Source organism: Cellvibrio sp. ATLC23 (assembly GCF_057196725.1).
Genome location: NZ_JBXUOS010000006.1, coordinates 184,052 through 201,259, shown reverse-complemented (window position 1 = coordinate 201,259; position 17,208 = coordinate 184,052). Strand labels below are relative to the sequence as shown.

General features: G+C 50.0%; 15 protein-coding genes. 13 read left to right on the top strand and 2 right to left on the bottom strand.

What is annotated here, in order from left to right:
• Positions 1 to 2: 2 nt before the first annotated feature.
• From murA to hisD, 3 genes are all read left to right on the top strand, one after another.
• On the top strand, positions 3 to 1,268 hold the full coding sequence (murA, locus tag AC2CG4_RS11820; protein WP_484486447.1) for a UDP-N-acetylglucosamine 1-carboxyvinyltransferase: 1,266 nt from the start codon (positions 3 to 5) through the stop codon (positions 1,266 to 1,268).
• A gap of 13 nt (positions 1,269 to 1,281) precedes the next feature.
• Positions 1,282 to 1,917 (top strand): ATP phosphoribosyltransferase, encoded by a 636-nt coding sequence (gene hisG, locus AC2CG4_RS11815; RefSeq protein ID WP_484486446.1) that lies wholly within the window; start codon positions 1,282 to 1,284, stop codon positions 1,915 to 1,917.
• A gap of 153 nt (positions 1,918 to 2,070) precedes the next feature.
• Positions 2,071 to 3,378 carry a histidinol dehydrogenase gene (gene hisD, locus AC2CG4_RS11810; RefSeq protein WP_484486445.1) on the top strand — a complete coding sequence of 436 codons (1,308 nt, stop codon included), beginning with the start codon at positions 2,071 to 2,073 and terminating at the stop codon, positions 3,376 to 3,378.
• A 73-nt stretch (positions 3,379 to 3,451) separates the two neighbouring features.
• Here the strand turns inward: hisD and AC2CG4_RS11805 are convergent, their stop codons facing one another.
• Together AC2CG4_RS11805 and AC2CG4_RS11800 are read right to left on the bottom strand one after the other, a co-directional pair.
• Entirely contained in the window at positions 3,452 to 4,582 is a 1,131-nt protein-coding gene (locus AC2CG4_RS11805; protein WP_484486444.1) for a trypsin-like peptidase domain-containing protein, read from the bottom strand.
• A 116-nt stretch (positions 4,583 to 4,698) separates the two neighbouring features.
• Positions 4,699 to 5,205 (bottom strand): Z-ring associated ZapG family protein, encoded by a 507-nt coding sequence (locus AC2CG4_RS11800; RefSeq protein WP_484486443.1) that lies wholly within the window; start codon positions 5,203 to 5,205, stop codon positions 4,699 to 4,701.
• Between the two features lie 144 nt (positions 5,206 to 5,349).
• Here AC2CG4_RS11800 and AC2CG4_RS11795 point away from each other — a divergent pair, with 144 nt between their 5' ends.
• From AC2CG4_RS11795 to pstA, 10 genes are all read left to right on the top strand, one after another.
• Entirely contained in the window at positions 5,350 to 6,012 is a 663-nt protein-coding gene (locus tag AC2CG4_RS11795) for an alpha/beta hydrolase (RefSeq protein ID WP_484486442.1), read from the top strand.
• An 85-nt stretch (positions 6,013 to 6,097) separates the two neighbouring features.
• A complete protein-coding gene (gene zapE / locus AC2CG4_RS11790; protein WP_484486441.1) occupies positions 6,098 to 7,231 on the top strand; it encodes a cell division protein ZapE in 1,134 nt (377 codons plus the stop codon).
• Positions 7,232 to 7,353: 122 nt separating this feature from the next.
• A complete protein-coding gene (gene rplM / locus AC2CG4_RS11785; RefSeq protein ID WP_062066674.1) occupies positions 7,354 to 7,782 on the top strand; it encodes a 50S ribosomal protein L13 in 429 nt (142 codons plus the stop codon).
• Positions 7,783 to 7,793: 11 nt separating this feature from the next.
• The gene (gene rpsI / locus AC2CG4_RS11780; protein WP_484009065.1) at positions 7,794 to 8,186 is read left to right on the top strand and encodes a 30S ribosomal protein S9; all 393 of its coding nucleotides are present in this window, start codon (positions 7,794 to 7,796) and stop codon (positions 8,184 to 8,186) included.
• Between the two features lie 304 nt (positions 8,187 to 8,490).
• Positions 8,491 to 9,090 (top strand): ubiquinol-cytochrome c reductase iron-sulfur subunit, encoded by a 600-nt coding sequence (petA, locus tag AC2CG4_RS11775; RefSeq protein ID WP_484486440.1) that lies wholly within the window; start codon positions 8,491 to 8,493, stop codon positions 9,088 to 9,090.
• A 1-nt stretch (position 9,091) separates the two neighbouring features.
• Positions 9,092 to 11,326, top strand: coding sequence for a ubiquinol-cytochrome c reductase (locus AC2CG4_RS11770; protein WP_484486439.1), 2,235 nt, complete (start codon positions 9,092 to 9,094; stop codon positions 11,324 to 11,326).
• 115 nt (positions 11,327 to 11,441) lie between these two features.
• On the top strand, positions 11,442 to 11,867 hold the full coding sequence (locus AC2CG4_RS11765) for a ClpXP protease specificity-enhancing factor (protein ID WP_484486438.1): 426 nt from the start codon (positions 11,442 to 11,444) through the stop codon (positions 11,865 to 11,867).
• Positions 11,868 to 12,072: 205 nt separating this feature from the next.
• Entirely contained in the window at positions 12,073 to 13,041 is a 969-nt protein-coding gene (locus tag AC2CG4_RS11760; RefSeq protein ID WP_484486437.1) for a PstS family phosphate ABC transporter substrate-binding protein, read from the top strand.
• A gap of 160 nt (positions 13,042 to 13,201) precedes the next feature.
• Positions 13,202 to 15,493, top strand: coding sequence for an ABC transporter permease subunit (locus tag AC2CG4_RS11755; RefSeq protein WP_484486436.1), 2,292 nt, complete (start codon positions 13,202 to 13,204; stop codon positions 15,491 to 15,493).
• Positions 15,494 to 15,507: 14 nt separating this feature from the next.
• Positions 15,508 to 17,196, top strand: coding sequence for a phosphate ABC transporter permease PstA (gene pstA, locus AC2CG4_RS11750; protein ID WP_484486435.1), 1,689 nt, complete (start codon positions 15,508 to 15,510; stop codon positions 17,194 to 17,196).
• Positions 17,197 to 17,208 lie beyond the last annotated feature (12 nt).

The window sequence follows — 17,208 nt, the reverse complement described above, 5'->3', positions numbered from 1 at the left end:
TGATGGATAAGTTTTTGATTGCGAGCGGTGGCCCGCTCACCGGCGAATTGCGTATTTCCGGCTCTAAAAATGCGGGCTTGCCCTTGTTGGCGGCGACGATTTTGGCCGATAGCGAAGTGCGTTTAAGCAATGTTCCCCATTTAAAAGATATGACCACTATGGTGCAGTTGTTGCGCACTTTGGGCTTGACCATTGAGATTCAGGGCGAGCATGTGGTGGTAGTTGATCCAAATACCATCAGCTCTTATACCGCGTCCTACGAGCTGGTTAAAACCATGCGTGCGTCGATTCTGGTGCTCGGCCCCTTGCTCGCGCGTTACGGTGAGGCGAATGTATCTTTCCCCGGCGGTTGTGCAATCGGTTCGCGCCCGGTGGATATTCATTTGCGCGGCCTGGAAGCTATGGGCGCCACCATTGAGATCGACGGCGGCTATATTCGCGCGCGCTCCAATGGCCGTTTGAAAGGCTGTCACTTTTTGATGGATATGGTTACCGTTGGCGGCACTGAAAACTTGCTGATGGCAGCGGTATTAGCCGAAGGTAAAACCGTACTGGAAAACGCCGCGCGCGAGCCGGAGATTGTTGACCTGGCCAATATGCTGGTCGCTATGGGCGCAAAAATTGAAGGCATAGGTACTTCTAGCCTGACCATTTATGGTGTCGATAAGCTGCACGGCTGTGAGTACAGCGTGATGCCGGATCGCATCGAAACCGGCACCTACTTGGTGGCTGCGGCAGCCACACGCGGCAAGATCAAATTAACCAATACTCGCGCCGATATTCTCGAAGCAGTGTTGTTGAAGCTGCAGGAAGCGGGCGCCGATATCACCACCGGCGAGGATTGGATCGCACTGGATATGCACGGCAAGCGCCCCAAAGCGGTGAGCTTGCGTACTGCGCCTTACCCGGCATTTCCCACCGATATGCAATCGCAATTTATGGCGATGAATGCAGTCGCCGAAGGCGTTAGCCATATTACCGAAACGATTTTCGAAAACCGTTTGGTGCAGGTTGCGGAATTGAACCGTATGGGCGCGCATATTGAGTTGGAGCACAACACCGCAATTGTCACCGGTGTTGAGCGTTTGAAAGCCGCGCCGGTGATGGCGTCGGATTTGCGCGCTTCAGCGAGTTTGGTGATTGCCGGTTTGGTGGCCGATGGCGAAACGCTAATTGACCGCATCTACCATATCGATCGCGGTTATGAAGCAATCGAACAAAAATTCCAAAGCCTGGGTGCCAGTGTGCGCCGTGTAAAAGGCGCGTAAGAAGGTAAATTCCATGAGTCACACGCTAACCATCGCACTCACCAAAGGGCGCATTCTGGAAGAGACTTTGCCATTGCTGGCGGCGGCCGGAATTGCGCCGCTGGAAGATATGGAAAAGAGCCGCAAGCTGGTATTTGATACCACCCAAGCCCATGTGCGTTTGTTGTTATTGCGCGGCGCCGATGTTCCCACCTACGTGCAGTTTGGTGCGGCCGACATGGGCATTTCCGGCAAAGATACGCTGATGGAAAACGGCGCGGAAGGTTTGTATGAGCCGCTCGATTTAAATATCGCCCGCTGCCGTTTAATGACCGCCGGTGTCAAAGGTGAATCATTGCCATCGGGCCGTATTCGTGTGGCGACCAAGTATGTGAATATCGCCAAACAATATTACGCATCACAAGGGCGTCAGACTGACATCATCAAGCTCTACGGTGCGATGGAGCTTGCACCGATTATGAATTTGGCCGACGAAATTGTAGATATTGTTGATACCGGCAATACCCTGCGCGCCAATGGTTTGGAAGAGCGCGATTTTATCGCTGATATCAGTTCGCGTTTGATCGTAAATAAAGCGTCGATGAAAATGAAACACGTGCAAATCCAAACCATTATCGACCATATCGCCAAGGCAGTTGCGGCGGATTAAATTTTTATACCCTCAATTGTAAATGCCAATCAGTAATAGTGTGCTTAATGTTTGATACTGGCACCTTCAGGTCGTTATGTAGGATGGGTGGAGCGCAGCGATACCCATCAGCTACCCGTTAATTCGTTAAATTTTATTAATACGAGTAATACCATGTCTGAATCAATCATCACCCGTTTGGATGCAAGCCAAAGCGATTTCAATCAGCGTTTGGATCAGCTACTCGCATGGGAATCAGTAAGCGATACCCGTGTTGCCGCAGTGGTCGATGATATTTTGCATCAAGTAAAAACACGCGGTGATGCAGCGGTAGTGGAATTCACCAATAAATTTGATCGCCGCAATGCGCAGAGCATTGATGAATATGTCATTTCGCCTGCGCAGTTGCAAAGTGCCCTTGCGCAAATTTCACCGGAGCAGCGCACCGCATTGGAAATTGCGGCGGAGCGCATTCGCACTTATCACCAACATCAATTGCAAAGCTCATGGCGCTACACCGAAGCCGACGGCACTGTGCTCGGCCAACAAATTTCGGCAATGGAGCGCGTGGGTTTGTACGTACCAGGTGGTAAAGCGTCATATCCATCATCGGTATTGATGAATGCAATTCCGGCAAAAGTGGCCGGTGTTGATCAACTGACAATGGTAGTGCCTGCACCGGATGGTGAAATTAGCCCGATGGTATTGGCCGCCGCCGCTATCGCCGGTGTGGATCGTGTTATTACCATTGGCGGTGCGCAGGCCGTTGCCGCACTCGCTTACGGTACTGAAACCATTACCAAAGTCGATAAAATTGTTGGCCCGGGCAATATTTATGTGGCCACTGCCAAACGTGCGGTATTTGGTCAGGTGGCGATTGATATGATCGCGGGGCCATCGGAAATTTTAGTGATTTGCGATGGCTTAACCGATCCGGATTGGATTGCCATGGATTTGTTTAGCCAAGCGGAACATGACGAGCAAGCCCAATCGATTTTATTGTGCCCCGATGCCGATTATTTAAATAAAGTGGAAGAATCTATTGGGCGTTTGTTGCCGACACTTGCGCGTGAAGCTATCGCCAGTGTGTCGTTAAAAAATCGCGGAGCCTTAATTAAGGTGGCCGATATGGAGCAGGCGATTGCACTGAGTAATCGTATTGCGCCTGAGCATTTGGAATTGTCGGTTGCTGACCCTGAATCGCTGCTGCCCAACGTGCGTCACGCCGGCGCGATTTTTATGGGACGTTTTACCCCGGAAGCGCTTGGCGATTATTGCGCAGGCCCTAACCACGTATTGCCAACCTCGGGTACTGCGCGTTTTTCATCGCCGCTCGGTGTGTATGATTTTCAAAAGCGAAGTTCGATCATTATGTGTTCGGCGACAGGTGCGTCGACCCTATCAAAAACCGCTTCGGTATTGGCGCGCAGCGAATATCTTGAGGCCCATGCACGCTCGGCGGAATATCGCATTATCGATTAGCTTTTTCTGCCAAGAAAATAAAAACGGACGCAGCAGGCGCCCGTTTTTTTGTCTGGAGTATTGTGTTGTTTGATCAAGTTTTGGTGCGGCTGTTGGGCGGGAAATCGGCTATGGCTTTCAACTCTATTACGTTGCCGTCGCGAATAATGCGGAAGGTGATTTCCGCATTGGGTTGAATATTGCCGAGTGAGTTTCTGAGCGATTGTTCGGTGACCAGTGCGATGTTGTCGATATGGGTAATTACATCGTTCAGTTTGAACCCGGCTTTTTCGGCGGGGCTGTTCGGCTCAATTTCACTGACCAATAAACCGTTGGTTCCGAGTATTCGAATTTGTTCTGCGGACAAATAATTAATTCCCACACCTAACCAGCCGCGCCTTACTCCGCCAAATTCAACAATTTGTTTGAGTGAGTTCATCGCTTTATCGACTGGCACAGCAAAGCTAATACCAAACGATGCGCCGGTTTCATCCAGCATGGCGGTATTGATACCGATCAGATTTCCATAGGCATCAATTAATGCCCCGCCAGAATTGCCCGGGTTGATCGCGGCATCGGTTTGAATAAAGTTTTCGGTGCTATTAATACCGAGATTCCAGCGCCCTGTTGCACTGACAATGCCTTGGCTAACGCTCTGCCCAACACCAAACGGATTGCCAATCGCCAATACCACATCGCCTACGCGAATATTGTCTGACACACCGAGGGTGATGGCGGAAATATTATCCAATTGGATTTTTAATACCGCCAGATCATTTGCTTTATCAATTCCAATGAGTTCTGCGGCTGTCACGCGGCCATCGTAAAGCAATACCGCAATGCGGTCGGCACCGTTAATAACGTGGTTGTTGGTGAGAATTAAGCCAGCGCTATCAACAATCACACCTGACCCCAGCGTTTTTTGCATACGCTCTTGTTGCGGTGTATTGGAGTTGTTGTAAAGGTGGCGAAAGAACGGGTTATTAGAGAGATTTTGGTTGCGTTGTACCACGCGTTTTTCGGTGTACACGTTTACTACCGCGGGCGCAGCACGGCTTACTGCATCGGCATAAGAGACTGCGCCATAGCGCGCATTGTTTGCAGGGCTGCTAGTTTGCTGTTGTTGGCCGCGTAACTGGGGAAACAGTAGTAGTGCGAGTAACGCAATGATAACGCCTGCGGTAATGGGCCAGCCAACAAACTGCAGCAAGCGTTGTAAAAACATGCGAAGCGTCTCCGTCGATATTGTTATTGGCCAACAAAAACCCCGCAGTGCGGGGCTGTGCATTTATTTCGACGTCCTGTGCGCAATCTAACTAGTGGAGCAATGTCGCGTATTAATTAGTAGCGATTGGCCTTGCCATCAAAATCATAGTCATCGGCAGACTCAGTTGGCATGCGCGCATTGTTGTGTGTGTCGTCGCGTAAATCGTAATCTTCACTCAGCGACCCTTTAGCACCTGGGGCTTTGGGTGCCCAATCGCGCGGTGGCTCAATGCGCTGTTCGGCGACATAGGCTTTGGTGCCGCTGCCGAGATTGGTGTTGGCTGAATCCAGAATTTGGCGACTAATTGCAGGTGTTGCCAATTTCAGCGCTCCGTTTGCCAAATGCTCATGCACTTCGCGGTAGGCATGGGTCAGGTTGTTGACCAGTTGTGAGGTTTGCGCAAAATGCTCGGCAACATCGCGCTGATAGCCCTGTAGTGAACCTTCGGCTTCGTGCAGGCGCTGCTCAAGGTCGTGCCCAAGAATTTTGGCGCGGAAGATAAAAGCGATTAAAACGCCAAGACCCGCTCCTGCGAGCAAACAAATCAAACCGGTAATAACTACTGCACTGAATGAATACACAAAATTCTCCTGCTAAGCATCACTGTTACGCGAGCGATATACGACCAAGGTCATTGATAGTTCTATTATAAGTCCATTTTCTCATTAAAATGAGCAAAAATTATCGGACTTGTGCGTGTTTGCGTTTTATTACAGAGGTAATTCATGAATTTTCCATTTGATAAAGAGCAGGCGCTTTTTATTTCCGGCCCGTCCGGTCAGTTACAGGCAGTGATTCATCGGGGCGACGACGCGGGGCACTTTGCTCCGCGCGATTTGTTGGTGGTTATTGCGCACCCGCATCCGGTGCATGGCGGCACCATGGATAATAAAGTGGTAACGACTTTGATGCGCACCTATCGCGACTTGGGAATTCATGTGGTGCGCTTTAATTTTCGCGGTGTGGGTAATAGTGAAGGGGTTTTTGATAATGCAGTTGGCGAACTGGATGACTTGCTTGCGGTTGTCGCTTGGGCAAAGCAATCGTTGCCCCATGCGTCGCTATTGCTGGCGGGCTTTTCGTTTGGCTCTGCTATAGCCGCGCAGGCGAGTTATCAAGTGGGTGCGCTGCAACATCTCACCTTGGTGGCGCCGCCAGTGGAGCGTTACGCTTATGATCGCGACGGCCAATTTCCCTGTGCGTTGGCGGTTATTCAGGGGGATAAAGACGAGCGTGTTATTGCTGAAGGCGTGTATCAGTGGGTTTCCGCATTGCGCGGCGCCACTGAGCTTTTGCGTTACCCTGATGCAGGGCATTTTTTCCATGGTTATCTAACCCAGATGAAAAATGATTTGACTCAAGTACTGCTCCACCAGATCCCGCAGTAAACCTGGTTTTGTATGTGAATTTGATGGCGTCGCTACCGGCTTATCGCTAAAGTGGCGTCCATTGTTAGTGAGCCGACCGGTATTTATGACGACTTCTATCTCCCTCTCTCCCTTAGCGCGCTATGAGCGCGATCTCTTGCGCCCGGATTTTCGCCGCAATGCCGCGCAGGCTGCGGCAGTGAGTCATTTGCAGCATCTTTATCAAGAATTGGTTCGCGTTTGGCAGGATGAGCAAGCGCAAGCTGGGTTGAGCGGTTTTTTCAAGCGCTTAACTGGCGCCAAGCCGCGCCAACTGGTGCGCGGTTTGTATTTTTGGGGCGGGGTAGGGCGTGGTAAAACCTATCTGATGGATAATTTTTTTGAAAGCCTGCCCTTTGAGCAAAAGCTGCGCGCGCACTTTCATCGTTTTATGCGGCGTGTGCATGCAGAGCTTAAAAAGCTCGATGGTCAGAAAAACCCGCTGAAAAAAGTGGCTGATATCATCGCCAATGAGGCGCGAGTCATTTGTTTTGATGAGTTTTTTGTTTCGGATATTACCGATGCGATGATTCTCGGCACCTTGATGGAGGAGTTGTTCGCTCGCGGCGTCACGCTGGTGGCTACCTCGAACATAGTGCCGGATGGTCTATATAAAGACGGTTTGCAGCGCGCGCGCTTTTTGCCTGCCATCGCCTTGCTGAATCAGCACACCTTGGTGGTGAATGTGGATGGTGGGGTAGATTATCGCCTGCGCGCCCTTGAACAGGCTGAGCTCTATCATTCTCCCTTGGATGCGGCGGCTGATCAGAGCCTAATGTGCAGTTTTAAAAGCTTGTTATCCGTCGCTGCCGAAGTTGATGAAAATCCCGACATTGAAGTGGAGGGGCGTTTGATTCGCGCGCGCTACTTGAGTGAAGGCATTGCCTGGTTTGATTTTGTTGAGTTGTGCGATGGCCCGCGCTCACAAAATGACTACATCGAGTTGGCGCGCGAGTATCACTCGGTGATTTTGAGCAATGTACCGGGTTTGGGGCGCGTCAATGACGATCAGGCGCGGCGCTTTGTGAATCTGGTGGATGAATTTTACGATCGTCAGGTGAAGCTGGTCATCTCCGCTGAGCGCCCTTTGGCAGAGATCTATTCTACCGGAAAGCTGGATTTTGAGTTTCAGCGCACCGTGAGCCGACTGTTGGAAATGCAAAGCCATGAGTATCTGGCGCGTCCGCATCGACCTGAATAGTAATTCAGCCGCAAATTATGATTGAAAATCAAACATTGGCTGTGTAGTATGCCGCCTCCCTATTTTAGGGGCTGTTTTATTCATTTAGATATTAGTTCCACATCCAATTAGGCAGGAATAACATGAAGACCTATATTGCCAAAGCTGAATCTGTCGTTAATGACTGGTTCGTCGTGGATGCGGCGGGAAAAACACTCGGCCGTTTATCTGCGGAAATCGCCTCGCGTTTGCGTGGCAAGCACAAGCCAGAATTCACTCCACACGTTGATACCGGCGATTACATTGTTGTAATCAATGCCGCTCAAGTGCGCGTGACTGGCCGTAAAGCAACTGACAAGATTTATTACTCTCACACCGGTTTTGTGGGTGGCATTAAATCTATCAGCTTCCAGAAGTTGATTGAAAAAGCACCAGAGCGCACCATCGAAACTGCCGTTAAAGGTATGTTGCCGAAGGGTCCACTGGGTCGCGCTATGTTCAAAAAACTAAAAGTTTATGCAGGTAATGAGCATCCACATGCTGCTCAGCAACCTAAAGAACTGAACATCTAAGGGGAGCTGACATGTCTGCTACACAATTTTACGGCACTGGCCGTCGCAAAACCTCTACCGCGCGCGTGTTTATCACCGCAGGTACTGGTACTATCACCGTAAATGATCGTCCGTTGGATGAGTATTTCGGCCGTCCAGTTGCGCGCATGGTTGTTCGTCAACCATTGGAGCTGGTTGGTTTGGTAGAAAAGTTTGACGTTAACGTCACTGTCGCCGGTGGCGGTAGTTTCGGTCAAGCGGGTGCTATTCGTCACGGCTTGACCCGTGCGCTGATGGAATATGATGAGTCTCTGCGTAGCGATTTGCGCAAAGCCGGTTACGTTACTCGCGATTCTCGCGAAGTTGAGCGTAAGAAGGTTGGTCTGCGTAAAGCTCGTAAGAAGCCACAATTCTCCAAGCGTTAATGGTTTTCTCCAGCTGGTTTTGTACTGGCTGGTCGACGATCATCAAAAAACGTCCAAGTCTTTACTGGCTTGGGCGTTTTTTTACGTCTAATATTACCGGCTTATAACCCACTCTTTATATGTGGTTATTCTTGTAAGCAATGCGTTAATTCATTAACATTGCCCGCCTTTTCTTAGTGTCACCCATATTCCTTATTTCGCCGGACTTTTTATCAGAGATCTGTATATCAGTACCTGTATTGAGTCTTGGGGCGATTTTAGGCAATTTGCTAGCCGTTAAAGCTGTTTAGGGGAGAAAATCGTCATGAGTAATGACGCAGTAAATCAAACGCGCCGTCGCGTATTAATCGGAGCCACTTGTGCAGTGGGTGCGGTTGGTGTTGTGGGTGCCGCAGTTCCATTTGTGGGGTCATGGAATCCTAGCGCCAAAGCGAAAGCTGCCGGTGCGCCAGTCAAGTACAACATCAGCAAAATCGAACCGGGTGCAATGGTCACGGTTGAGTGGCGCGGTAAACCGGTTTTTATTGTGCGCCGTACACAGGCAGCCTTGGATAGCTTGAAAAAAGTAGAAGAGCAGGGTGTTTTGCTGGATGCTAACTCCGATGAGCCCCAGCAGCCTGAATACGCCAAAAATGCCGAGCGTGCGATTAACAAAGAATTCGCCATTCTCTTGGGGATTTGTACGCATTTAGGTTGTGCGCCTGCATTTCGTCCGGACGTGGGTGCGGCAGACTTGGGTGGTGAAAAATGGCAGGGTGGATTCTTTTGTCCGTGCCATGGCTCTAAATACGACCTTGCTGGCCGTGTTTACGTTGCTGTACCTGCACCACTGAATCTGGAAGTTCCTCCTCATCGTTATGAGAGCGAATCCGTAATTGTGATTGGCGAAGATCAAGGGGCTTAATATGAATTGGATGGTTGATTTGTGGCAGTGGGTTGATAAGCGTCTTCCGGTGCAGCGTGCATGGGATACGCACATGGGCAAGTACTATGCCCCCAAGAATTTTAACTTTTGGTATTTCTTCGGCGTACTTTCTCTGCTGGTATTGGTGAACCAATTGGTTACCGGTATTTGGTTGACTATGAGCTATAACCCCTCCGCTGAGGGTGCGTTCGCTTCAGTTGAGTACATCATGCGTGATGTAGATTACGGTTGGTTGTTGCGCTACATGCACTCCACCGGTGCCTCTGCTTTCTTTATTGTGGTTTATCTCCATATGTTCCGCGGCATGATGTACGGCTCTTATAAAGCCCCGCGTGAACTGGTGTGGATTTTCGGCATGACTATTTATTTGGTGCTGATGGCCGAAGCCTTTATGGGCTATGTACTGCCTTGGGGGCAAATGTCTTACTGGGGTGCACAGGTAATCGTTTCCTTGTTTGGTGCTATTCCCGGTATTGGCGATGACTTGGTGCAGTGGATTCGCGGTGATTATCTTATTTCCGGCATTACCCTGAACCGTTTCTTTGCTTTGCATGTGGTTGCTTTGCCGATCGTGTTATTGGCCTTGGTCGTGATGCATATTCTGGCGTTGCACGAAGTAGGTTCAAACAACCCCGATGGTGTTGAGATCAAAAAGAACAAAGATGAAAACGGCATTCCGCGCGACGGAGTTCCTTTCCATCCGTTCTACACAGTGCACGATTTGGTTGGTGTGACTGTTTTCTTGTTTGCTTTCTGCTTCATCATGTTCTTTATGCCAGAGATGGGCGGTTTCTTCCTTGAGTACGCCAACTTTGAAGAAGCTAACAACCTGAAAACCCCGCTGCATATTGCACCAGTTTGGTATTTCACCCCTTTCTATGCGGTACTGCGCGCAGTGACTATGCCAATCGAGATTGGCCCGTTGGTATTGACGGCAAAACTGCTCGGCTTTGCCGCTATGGGCGCGGCAATTGCGTTGCTGTTTGTGCTGCCTTGGTTGGATCGCAGCAAAGTAAAATCTATGCGTTATCGCGGCAATATTCCGCGCATTATGCTAATCGCCTTTGCGGCTATGTTTGTGGTGCTGGGCTACTTGGGCGTTAAGGCGCCGACAGAAGGTAGAACCCTGTTGTCGCAAATTGCCACCGCGTTTTATTTCGCTTATTTCCTGACTATGCCGGTGTGGACAACGACCAGCCCGGAAAAAGCCAAATCCAAAATTTCCTGGGTTCTCTGTGGTGTGTTTGTAGTGGTCTTCACCTGGATGGGTTTCGAATACATTGGTGGCGATGTTCCAGTATTGTTGTTAATCCTCTGCTTCCTGCTGGCGGCGATTTTTGCAGCAATGCCAATCTTAGCTGCGCGCGATAAAGATCTGGTTGAGCCTACTCGTACTCAAGCTAAAGGCTTGCCGAAGCTGATTGTGCTTGCCGGTTTTGCTTTGTTTGTCATCCTTACCGTTGTCCCTATTAAAGCGGTTGCTGCTGAAGGTGCGTTTAATTGTGGTGCGGTTCCCTGTGATCACATGGAGCCGGATTTGAATGACAAAGAGTCTTTGCAGCGCGGTGCGAAATACTTCGTCAACTATTGCATGGGGTGTCACTCAGCCAAGTTTTCGCGCTATGAGCGTGTGGCTGACGATTTGGATATCCCTCACAGTCTGATGGAGCAAAACCTGATTTTTGGCGATCAGCGTATCGGCCAGTTGATGGATATTGCGATGAAGCCGCAGCAGGCAAAAGTGTGGTTTGGTGTGGTTCCGCCGGATCTAACACTGGTGGCGCGTTCACGTTCACCCGAGTGGTTGTACACCTACTTGCGCAACTTCTACAGCGATGAAACTCGCCCTTGGGGTGTTAACAACCGTGTATTTCCTAATGTAGGTATGCCCCATGTATTGATTGGCCCACAAGGGCTGCTCGAATGCGGTGCGGGTCCTAAGCTCAACCATCACGGCGGCGCATTACGTAACGATGTGGGTGAAGTGGTAGTGGACGAGCATTGCGGCGCACTTAAAGAAGGCAAAATCAAAGGCAGTATGTCTACTGCTGAATTTGATCAAGCCGTTTACGATTTGGTTAACTTCCTTGAATATGTGGCAGAGCCTATGGCAGTGAAGCGGCAAACACTGGGTTATTACGTGTTGGGTTTCCTGTTGATCTTGTTTGTCTTTGTGTACTTCCTGAATCGCGAATTCTGGAGAGATATTCACTGATAACAAAACGGGCGGCTTAGGTCGCCCGTTTTGTTTGAGACCCAATTAATTGAGCCTCGAAGAAAAAACCTGTAATTTGTCGCCGCTTTTCATTTGATCTGTAAAGGAAACTTTTATGTCCATGACATCCAGTCGACCGTATTTTCTGCGTGCCATCTACGAATGGATATTGGACAATGATTGCACCCCACACATTTTGGTTGATGCGCATGTGCAGGGTACGCAAGTGCCGCAACAGCACGTTAATAAAGATGGGCAGATCATCTTGAATATATCTCCCTCGGCGATTAAAGATTTTTTTATGGATAATACTGCCGTCTCGTTCAATGCGCGTTTTAGTGGTGTTGTGAATAATCTCTATGTTCCCTGCGGGGCGATTCTGGGTATTTACGCCCGTGAAAATGGTCAGGGCATGATGTTTGAGCCTGAGCAAAACCCAGAGCCGCCTGCGCCGACATCCCCGCCAAACGCTCCCGCGCCAGAGCCCGTATCGCCTTCTGGCGCTGCGCCTAAACGCCCCGGTTTACGAGTTGTAAAATAGCCTCATCAACACCCGCTTCGGCGGGTGTTTTTATTTGGATGGAATCAAAAAAGATATGACGATTCTGCGACAAATTTGTGACAAAAGTTTCTCTCAGTCATATTACTGTCATATTTGCTGGATAAAGTAATCACCAATGGAGAGGCAAGTCTTTCCATCAACAAGCATGAATTCATTATTCACGAATGACTAAACGGAGCGCTCTATGAACGCTATGAAAATTATTAAAGGGTTGGCATTGGCCGGCTCTATGGTGTGTGCAGCTGCACTGCAAGCGGCAGTTGATCCTAAGTTACCCGAGTACAAGGTGGTCACCGGTGTATCAGGGAATGTGAACTCAATTGGTTCAGATACACTCAACAACCTGATGACTCTTTGGGCTGAAGACTTCAAAAAGTCTTACCCCAATGTCAATATTCAAATCCAAGGTGCCGGATCTTCAACTGCGCCACCAGCCTTGACCGAAGGCACTGCTAATTTCGGCCCTATGAGCCGGATGATGAAAACAGAAGAGATTCAGGCATTTGAAGCTAAACATGGCTATAAGCCTACAGCTGTACCTGTGGCGATTGATGTATTGGCTGTTTATGTCAACAAAGATAACCCGATCAAGGGTTTGAGTATTCCTCAAGTTGATGCCATTTTCTCTGCAACCCGCAAGTGTGGTGGTGCTAAGGATATAACCCGTTGGGGTGAAGTAGGTTTGACCGGTGCTTGGGAAAACCGTGATTTCACTGTGTATAGCCGCAACGCAGTGTCTGGTACTTATGGTTACTTTAAAGATGAAGCGCTGTGTAAGGGCGATTTCAAAGCTAGCATTCTTGAACAGCCAGGTTCTGCTTCGGTAGTTCAGGGTGTTTCTGAGTCTATTAACGGTATTGGCTACTCGGGTATTGGTTACATCACCTCTGGTGTTAAAGCGGTTCCTTTGTCTAAGAAAGATGGTCAGCCGTTTGTGACCGCTGAAGCTTCACATGCGCTGGATGGCTCTTATCCGCTGTCACGCGTGCTTTATATGTACATCAATAAGCACCCTAATCGTCCATTGGATTCGATCCAATTGGAGTTCATCAAATTGATTCTCTCCAAACAAGGTCAAGAAACCGTAGTGCGTGATGGTTACATCCCGCTGCCCGCAACTATGGTGACTAAGGCTCTTGCCGAGCTGAAGTAATCTGCAAGGTTGCTTGAAAAAACGCCGACTTGTTCGGCGTTTTTTATGGTTGCAACTAAAAATATGACACTAATGTGACAGTGTCTTTGCTTTGTAACAAAACTGTCATTTTTGCCTGTTAGCATCATTTACACGCCAGACAATTTCAGGTGAGTAGACCATGTCCGAACCAGTCCTAGTGGCTAAGCCAATGCAAAGCCTGATGCCAACAACCGAGCAGCGCAGCCGCCTGCGTCGTATCCGCCAATTTAAAGACAAGCTATCGCGCTATGGCGTAATGTCAGCTGGTCTGGCGGTAGTCTTTTCCTTGGGTTTAATTTTCTTCTATCTTTTTTCTGAAATCGCGCCCTTATTTCGCGGGGCGTCGGTCGATATCACCCAGCGTTTTACCCCTGTGCAGTTGCAGCAACTTGAGGCAGATCCGACTGAGTATTTGATCCTGGAGCGTTATGAAGAGATCGGTGCCAGCTTTAAGCGCAGTGGTGCAGTGAACTTCTTCGCCGTCAATGATGGCAGCCCGGTTTTGAACGCACAGGTGCCGCGCGCTGAAGGTGCTACTTTTACCCGCTTAGCCACCAGTACGCCGGATCAGGGTCTGATCGCCTATGGTTACAGCAATGGCCAGGTAACCTTGATCAAGGTTAACTATGCCCTGAGTTATCCGCAGGACAAGCGTCAGATCGTTCCCAGCTTGGTATACCCCCTGGGTGATGCGCCATTGCAGTTAGATGAGCAGGGCTCCGCGATCAGCCAGCTGGCGGTGCAAGACACCTCCAGCGGTATTTTGATGGGTGCACTCACCGCTGATAAACGTTTGTTGCTGGGTATTTTCAGCAGCAATACTAATATGATTACCGGCGAAGAGACACTCAGCCAGGATGTGTTTACCTTGCCTGCATTGCCAGAGGGCGTGACACCTGTCGCGATTCAGGTAGATGAAAGTGCGCAGCATTTGATTATTGCTGACGATAACGCCCAGTTGTGGCTGTACAACATCATCAATCCCAGTACACCTGTACTACAGGCGCCAGTCGCCGTTCCCGGCGGTAAGATTACTGCGATGGAGTTCTTAGTGGGGACTGCGTCGCTGGTGATAGGAACTGACCAAGGGCAGGTGAGCCAGTGGTTTTTGGTGCGCAATAGCGACAATGTCTATGAAATTAAGTTTGTTCGCGCATTCGATTCTCTCGCTGGAGCTGTTACCCGTGTGGTGCCCGAACATGCGCGGCGCGGTTTTTGGGCGAGTGACGATAAAGGCAATATCGGCATTTATTACGGTACCTCTGAACGCACCTTGCTGCTTGAATCGCTGGCCGATAAGCCCATCACCCAGATAGCCGTTTCGCCGATACATCATCGCGTGTTGCTTCTCGATGAGAGTAACCAGTTGGCGGTGGCCGATGTTTGGAATAAACACCCGGAAGTATCATTCAGTTCCCTATGGCAAAAAGTGTGGTACGAGGGGCGTGAGTCGCCAGAGTACATTTGGCAGGCATCCTCCGGTAGTGACAATTTTGAAGCCAAGATGAGTTTTGTCCCGCTTTCTATTGGAACCTTAAAAGCCGCTTTTTTCGCTATGTTGTTCGCCATCCCCTTGGGGGTGGCAGGTGCTATCTATACCGCTTACTTTATGACACCCAAGCTGCGGGGTTTGGTCAAACCGACAATCGAGATTATGGAGGCGTTGCCCACGGTGATCCTCGGCTTTCTGGCCGGTTTATGGTTGGCTCCCTTTGTAGAGAACCATCTGCCTGCCGTGTTTGCTATTTTGATTGCCCTACCTGTGGTGATGTTAATAACGGGCTATCTCTGGAGCCGCTGCCCTGAATCCTGGCGCACCCGAGTTCCCGAGGGTTGGGAAGCGGCGATGTTAATTGTGCCGATTATCATCACTGTGTGGCTGTGTATTGCGGCAAGTCCCTTTACCGAAATCTGGTTATTTGGCGGCAGTATGCGCCAGTGGTTTACCGAAAACGGGATCGATTACAGCCAGCGCAACGCATTGGTGGTCGGAATAGTGATGGGTTTTGCGGTAATTCCCACCATCTTCTCCATCGCTGAAGATGCGGTCTTTAGTGTGCCGCGCCATCTTACTCAAGGCTCTCTGGCGCTCGGCGCCACCCGCTGGCAGACAGTGGTCGGGGTGGTATTGCCCACCGCCAGCCCAGGTATTTTTTCCGCGATGATGATGGGTTTTGGGCGCGCCGTGGGCGAGACCATGATTGTGCTTATGGCTACCGGTAACAGCCCGATTGTTAACTTCAATATCTTTGAGGGTATGCGTACTTTCTCCGCCAATATCGCGGTGGAGTTGCCAGAAACGGCGGTCGCCAGTACCCATTTCCGTGTGCTTTTCCTTGCAGCCTTGGTGCTGTTAGCGCTGACGTTTGTGGTGAATACGCTGGCGGAAGTGATTCGTCAACGGCTCCGCAAACGTTATAGCAATCTGTAATGGGTGATGTTTCGATGAAAAAATTATCAAGTAAACAGACTTCCTGGTTTCAAAGCGGCTCACCTTGGGTTTGGCTCAATGGTGGTGCAGTCGCCCTGTGCATGATTATGGTAGTCGGCCTGCTCGGGCTAATTGCGGTACGCGGCTTTGGCCACTTCTGGCCTGCCGATATTTTGCAAACATCCATTACGGATCGCAGTGGCGAGAAGCACATTGTGATGGGTGAGTTTGTCCGTGATGAGGTTATTCCGGCCGCGGTCGCGCGCGACGGCGGTTATGAAGTTCCTGCGAATGTGGAGTTGATTACTCGCCATCTGTTCAAACTGGGCAACCGCGACATTAGTGGTCGCGATTTCGTCTGGTTTTTGGATATGGGCATGGATGAGTGGCAGTATCCCGCCGATGCAATTTCAATTGAGCGCCGCGAGTGGGGCAACTTTTACGGTTTTCCCGTTGCGATTCAAGAGGGCGGTGCAGTCGTTTCCAAATTGGGTGATACGGGCTTTTGGCAGGAGTTGGAAAGCCGGTTGAGCCGCGCGCTGGATTTGCATCAGCAAGTAAGCCGCATCGAAAAGATTGATATAGGTCGTATTAACAAACGTATGGATGATTTGCGCCTTGAGCGTCGCCGTTTGGAATTGGATGGCCTTAAAGGCGAGGCGATGGCTTTGGCCGATGCTGATATGGCAGAGCGACGCGCGGCACTGGAAGCGGAGTACGCCATCATTAAAACGCGCCGCGACGATATTCTTGCGCAAGCCACGCGCGACAAATTGCAAGTGCGCACTGGCGAAGGCAAAGAAGCGGTGATTGGGTTTAACCACATTGTGCGCATCACTCGCCCCAATGAAATGAGTGTGCTGGGCAAGCTGGTGCAATACGGCGACCGCTTCTGGGAGTTTCTGACCGACGAACCCCGCGAAGCCAATACCGAAGGCGGGATTTTTCCGGCCATTTTCGGCACAGTCACCATGGTGATTGTGATGTCGATCATGGTGACGCCACTGGGTGTACTGGCGGCGATTTATCTGCGTGAATACGCCAAACAGGGCACAGTGCTAAAGATTATTCGCATCTCGGTTTACAACCTCGCTGGTGTGCCTTCAATTGTGTACGGCGTATTTGGTCTGGGCTTTTTTGTTTACATCCTCGGCGGCAATATCGATCAGTTGTTTTATCCCGAATCATTGCCATCGCCAACGTTTGGTACGCCCGGTTTGTTTTGGGCATCGCTGACCTTGGCACTGTTGACCTTGCCGATTGTGATTGTCTCCACTGAAGAAGGTCTGTCGCGTATTCCCAGCACCATTCGCCAAGGCAGTCTCGCACTGGGTGCAACCAAAGCGGAAACTTTATGGAAAGTGGTAGTGCCGCTGGCCACTCCGGCGATGATGACTGGTTTGATTTTGGCAATTGCCCGTGCAGCGGGTGAAGTGGCGCCCCTGATGTTGGTGGGGGTAGTGAAGCTAGCGCCGGCATTACCGGTCGATGGCAATTACCCCTACTTGCATTTGGATCAAAAAATTATGCATTTGGGTTTTCATATTTACGATGTCGGCTTTCAAAGCCCTAACGTAGAGGCGGCGCGTCCATTGGTTTATGCAACCTCATTGACATTGGTGCTGTTGATCATCGTATTAAATATTGCCGCGATCAAAATCCGCAATAATTTGCGCGAAAAATATCGTGGCGCATCGGATTAAACCGCTGCAATA

What these genes read in the sequence shown, in the direction of transcription:
- hisG (WP_484486446.1), top strand. Translation starts at nt 1,282, where the DNA reads ATGAGTCACACGCTAACCATCGCACTCACCAAAGGGCGCATTCTGGAA.
- hisD (WP_484486445.1), top strand. Translation starts at nt 2,071, where the DNA reads ATGTCTGAATCAATCATCACCCGTTTGGATGCAAGCCAAAGCGATTTC.
- zapE (WP_484486441.1), top strand. Translation starts at nt 6,098, where the DNA reads ATGACGACTTCTATCTCCCTCTCTCCCTTAGCGCGCTATGAGCGCGAT.
- AC2CG4_RS11770 (WP_484486439.1), top strand. Translation starts at nt 9,092, where the DNA reads ATGAATTGGATGGTTGATTTGTGGCAGTGGGTTGATAAGCGTCTTCCG.
- AC2CG4_RS11795 (WP_484486442.1), top strand. Translation starts at nt 5,350, where the DNA reads ATGAATTTTCCATTTGATAAAGAGCAGGCGCTTTTTATTTCCGGCCCG.
- AC2CG4_RS11755 (WP_484486436.1), top strand. Translation starts at nt 13,202, where the DNA reads ATGTCCGAACCAGTCCTAGTGGCTAAGCCAATGCAAAGCCTGATGCCA.
- rpsI (WP_484009065.1), top strand. Translation starts at nt 7,794, where the DNA reads ATGTCTGCTACACAATTTTACGGCACTGGCCGTCGCAAAACCTCTACC.
- pstA (WP_484486435.1), top strand. Translation starts at nt 15,508, where the DNA reads ATGAAAAAATTATCAAGTAAACAGACTTCCTGGTTTCAAAGCGGCTCA.
- petA (WP_484486440.1), top strand. Translation starts at nt 8,491, where the DNA reads ATGAGTAATGACGCAGTAAATCAAACGCGCCGTCGCGTATTAATCGGA.
- rplM (WP_062066674.1), top strand. Translation starts at nt 7,354, where the DNA reads ATGAAGACCTATATTGCCAAAGCTGAATCTGTCGTTAATGACTGGTTC.
- murA (WP_484486447.1), top strand. Translation starts at nt 3, where the DNA reads ATGGATAAGTTTTTGATTGCGAGCGGTGGCCCGCTCACCGGCGAATTG.
- AC2CG4_RS11765 (WP_484486438.1), top strand. Translation starts at nt 11,442, where the DNA reads ATGTCCATGACATCCAGTCGACCGTATTTTCTGCGTGCCATCTACGAA.
- AC2CG4_RS11805 (WP_484486444.1), bottom strand. Translation starts at nt 4,582, where the DNA reads ATGTTTTTACAACGCTTGCTGCAGTTTGTTGGCTGGCCCATTACCGCA.
- AC2CG4_RS11760 (WP_484486437.1), top strand. Translation starts at nt 12,073, where the DNA reads ATGAACGCTATGAAAATTATTAAAGGGTTGGCATTGGCCGGCTCTATG.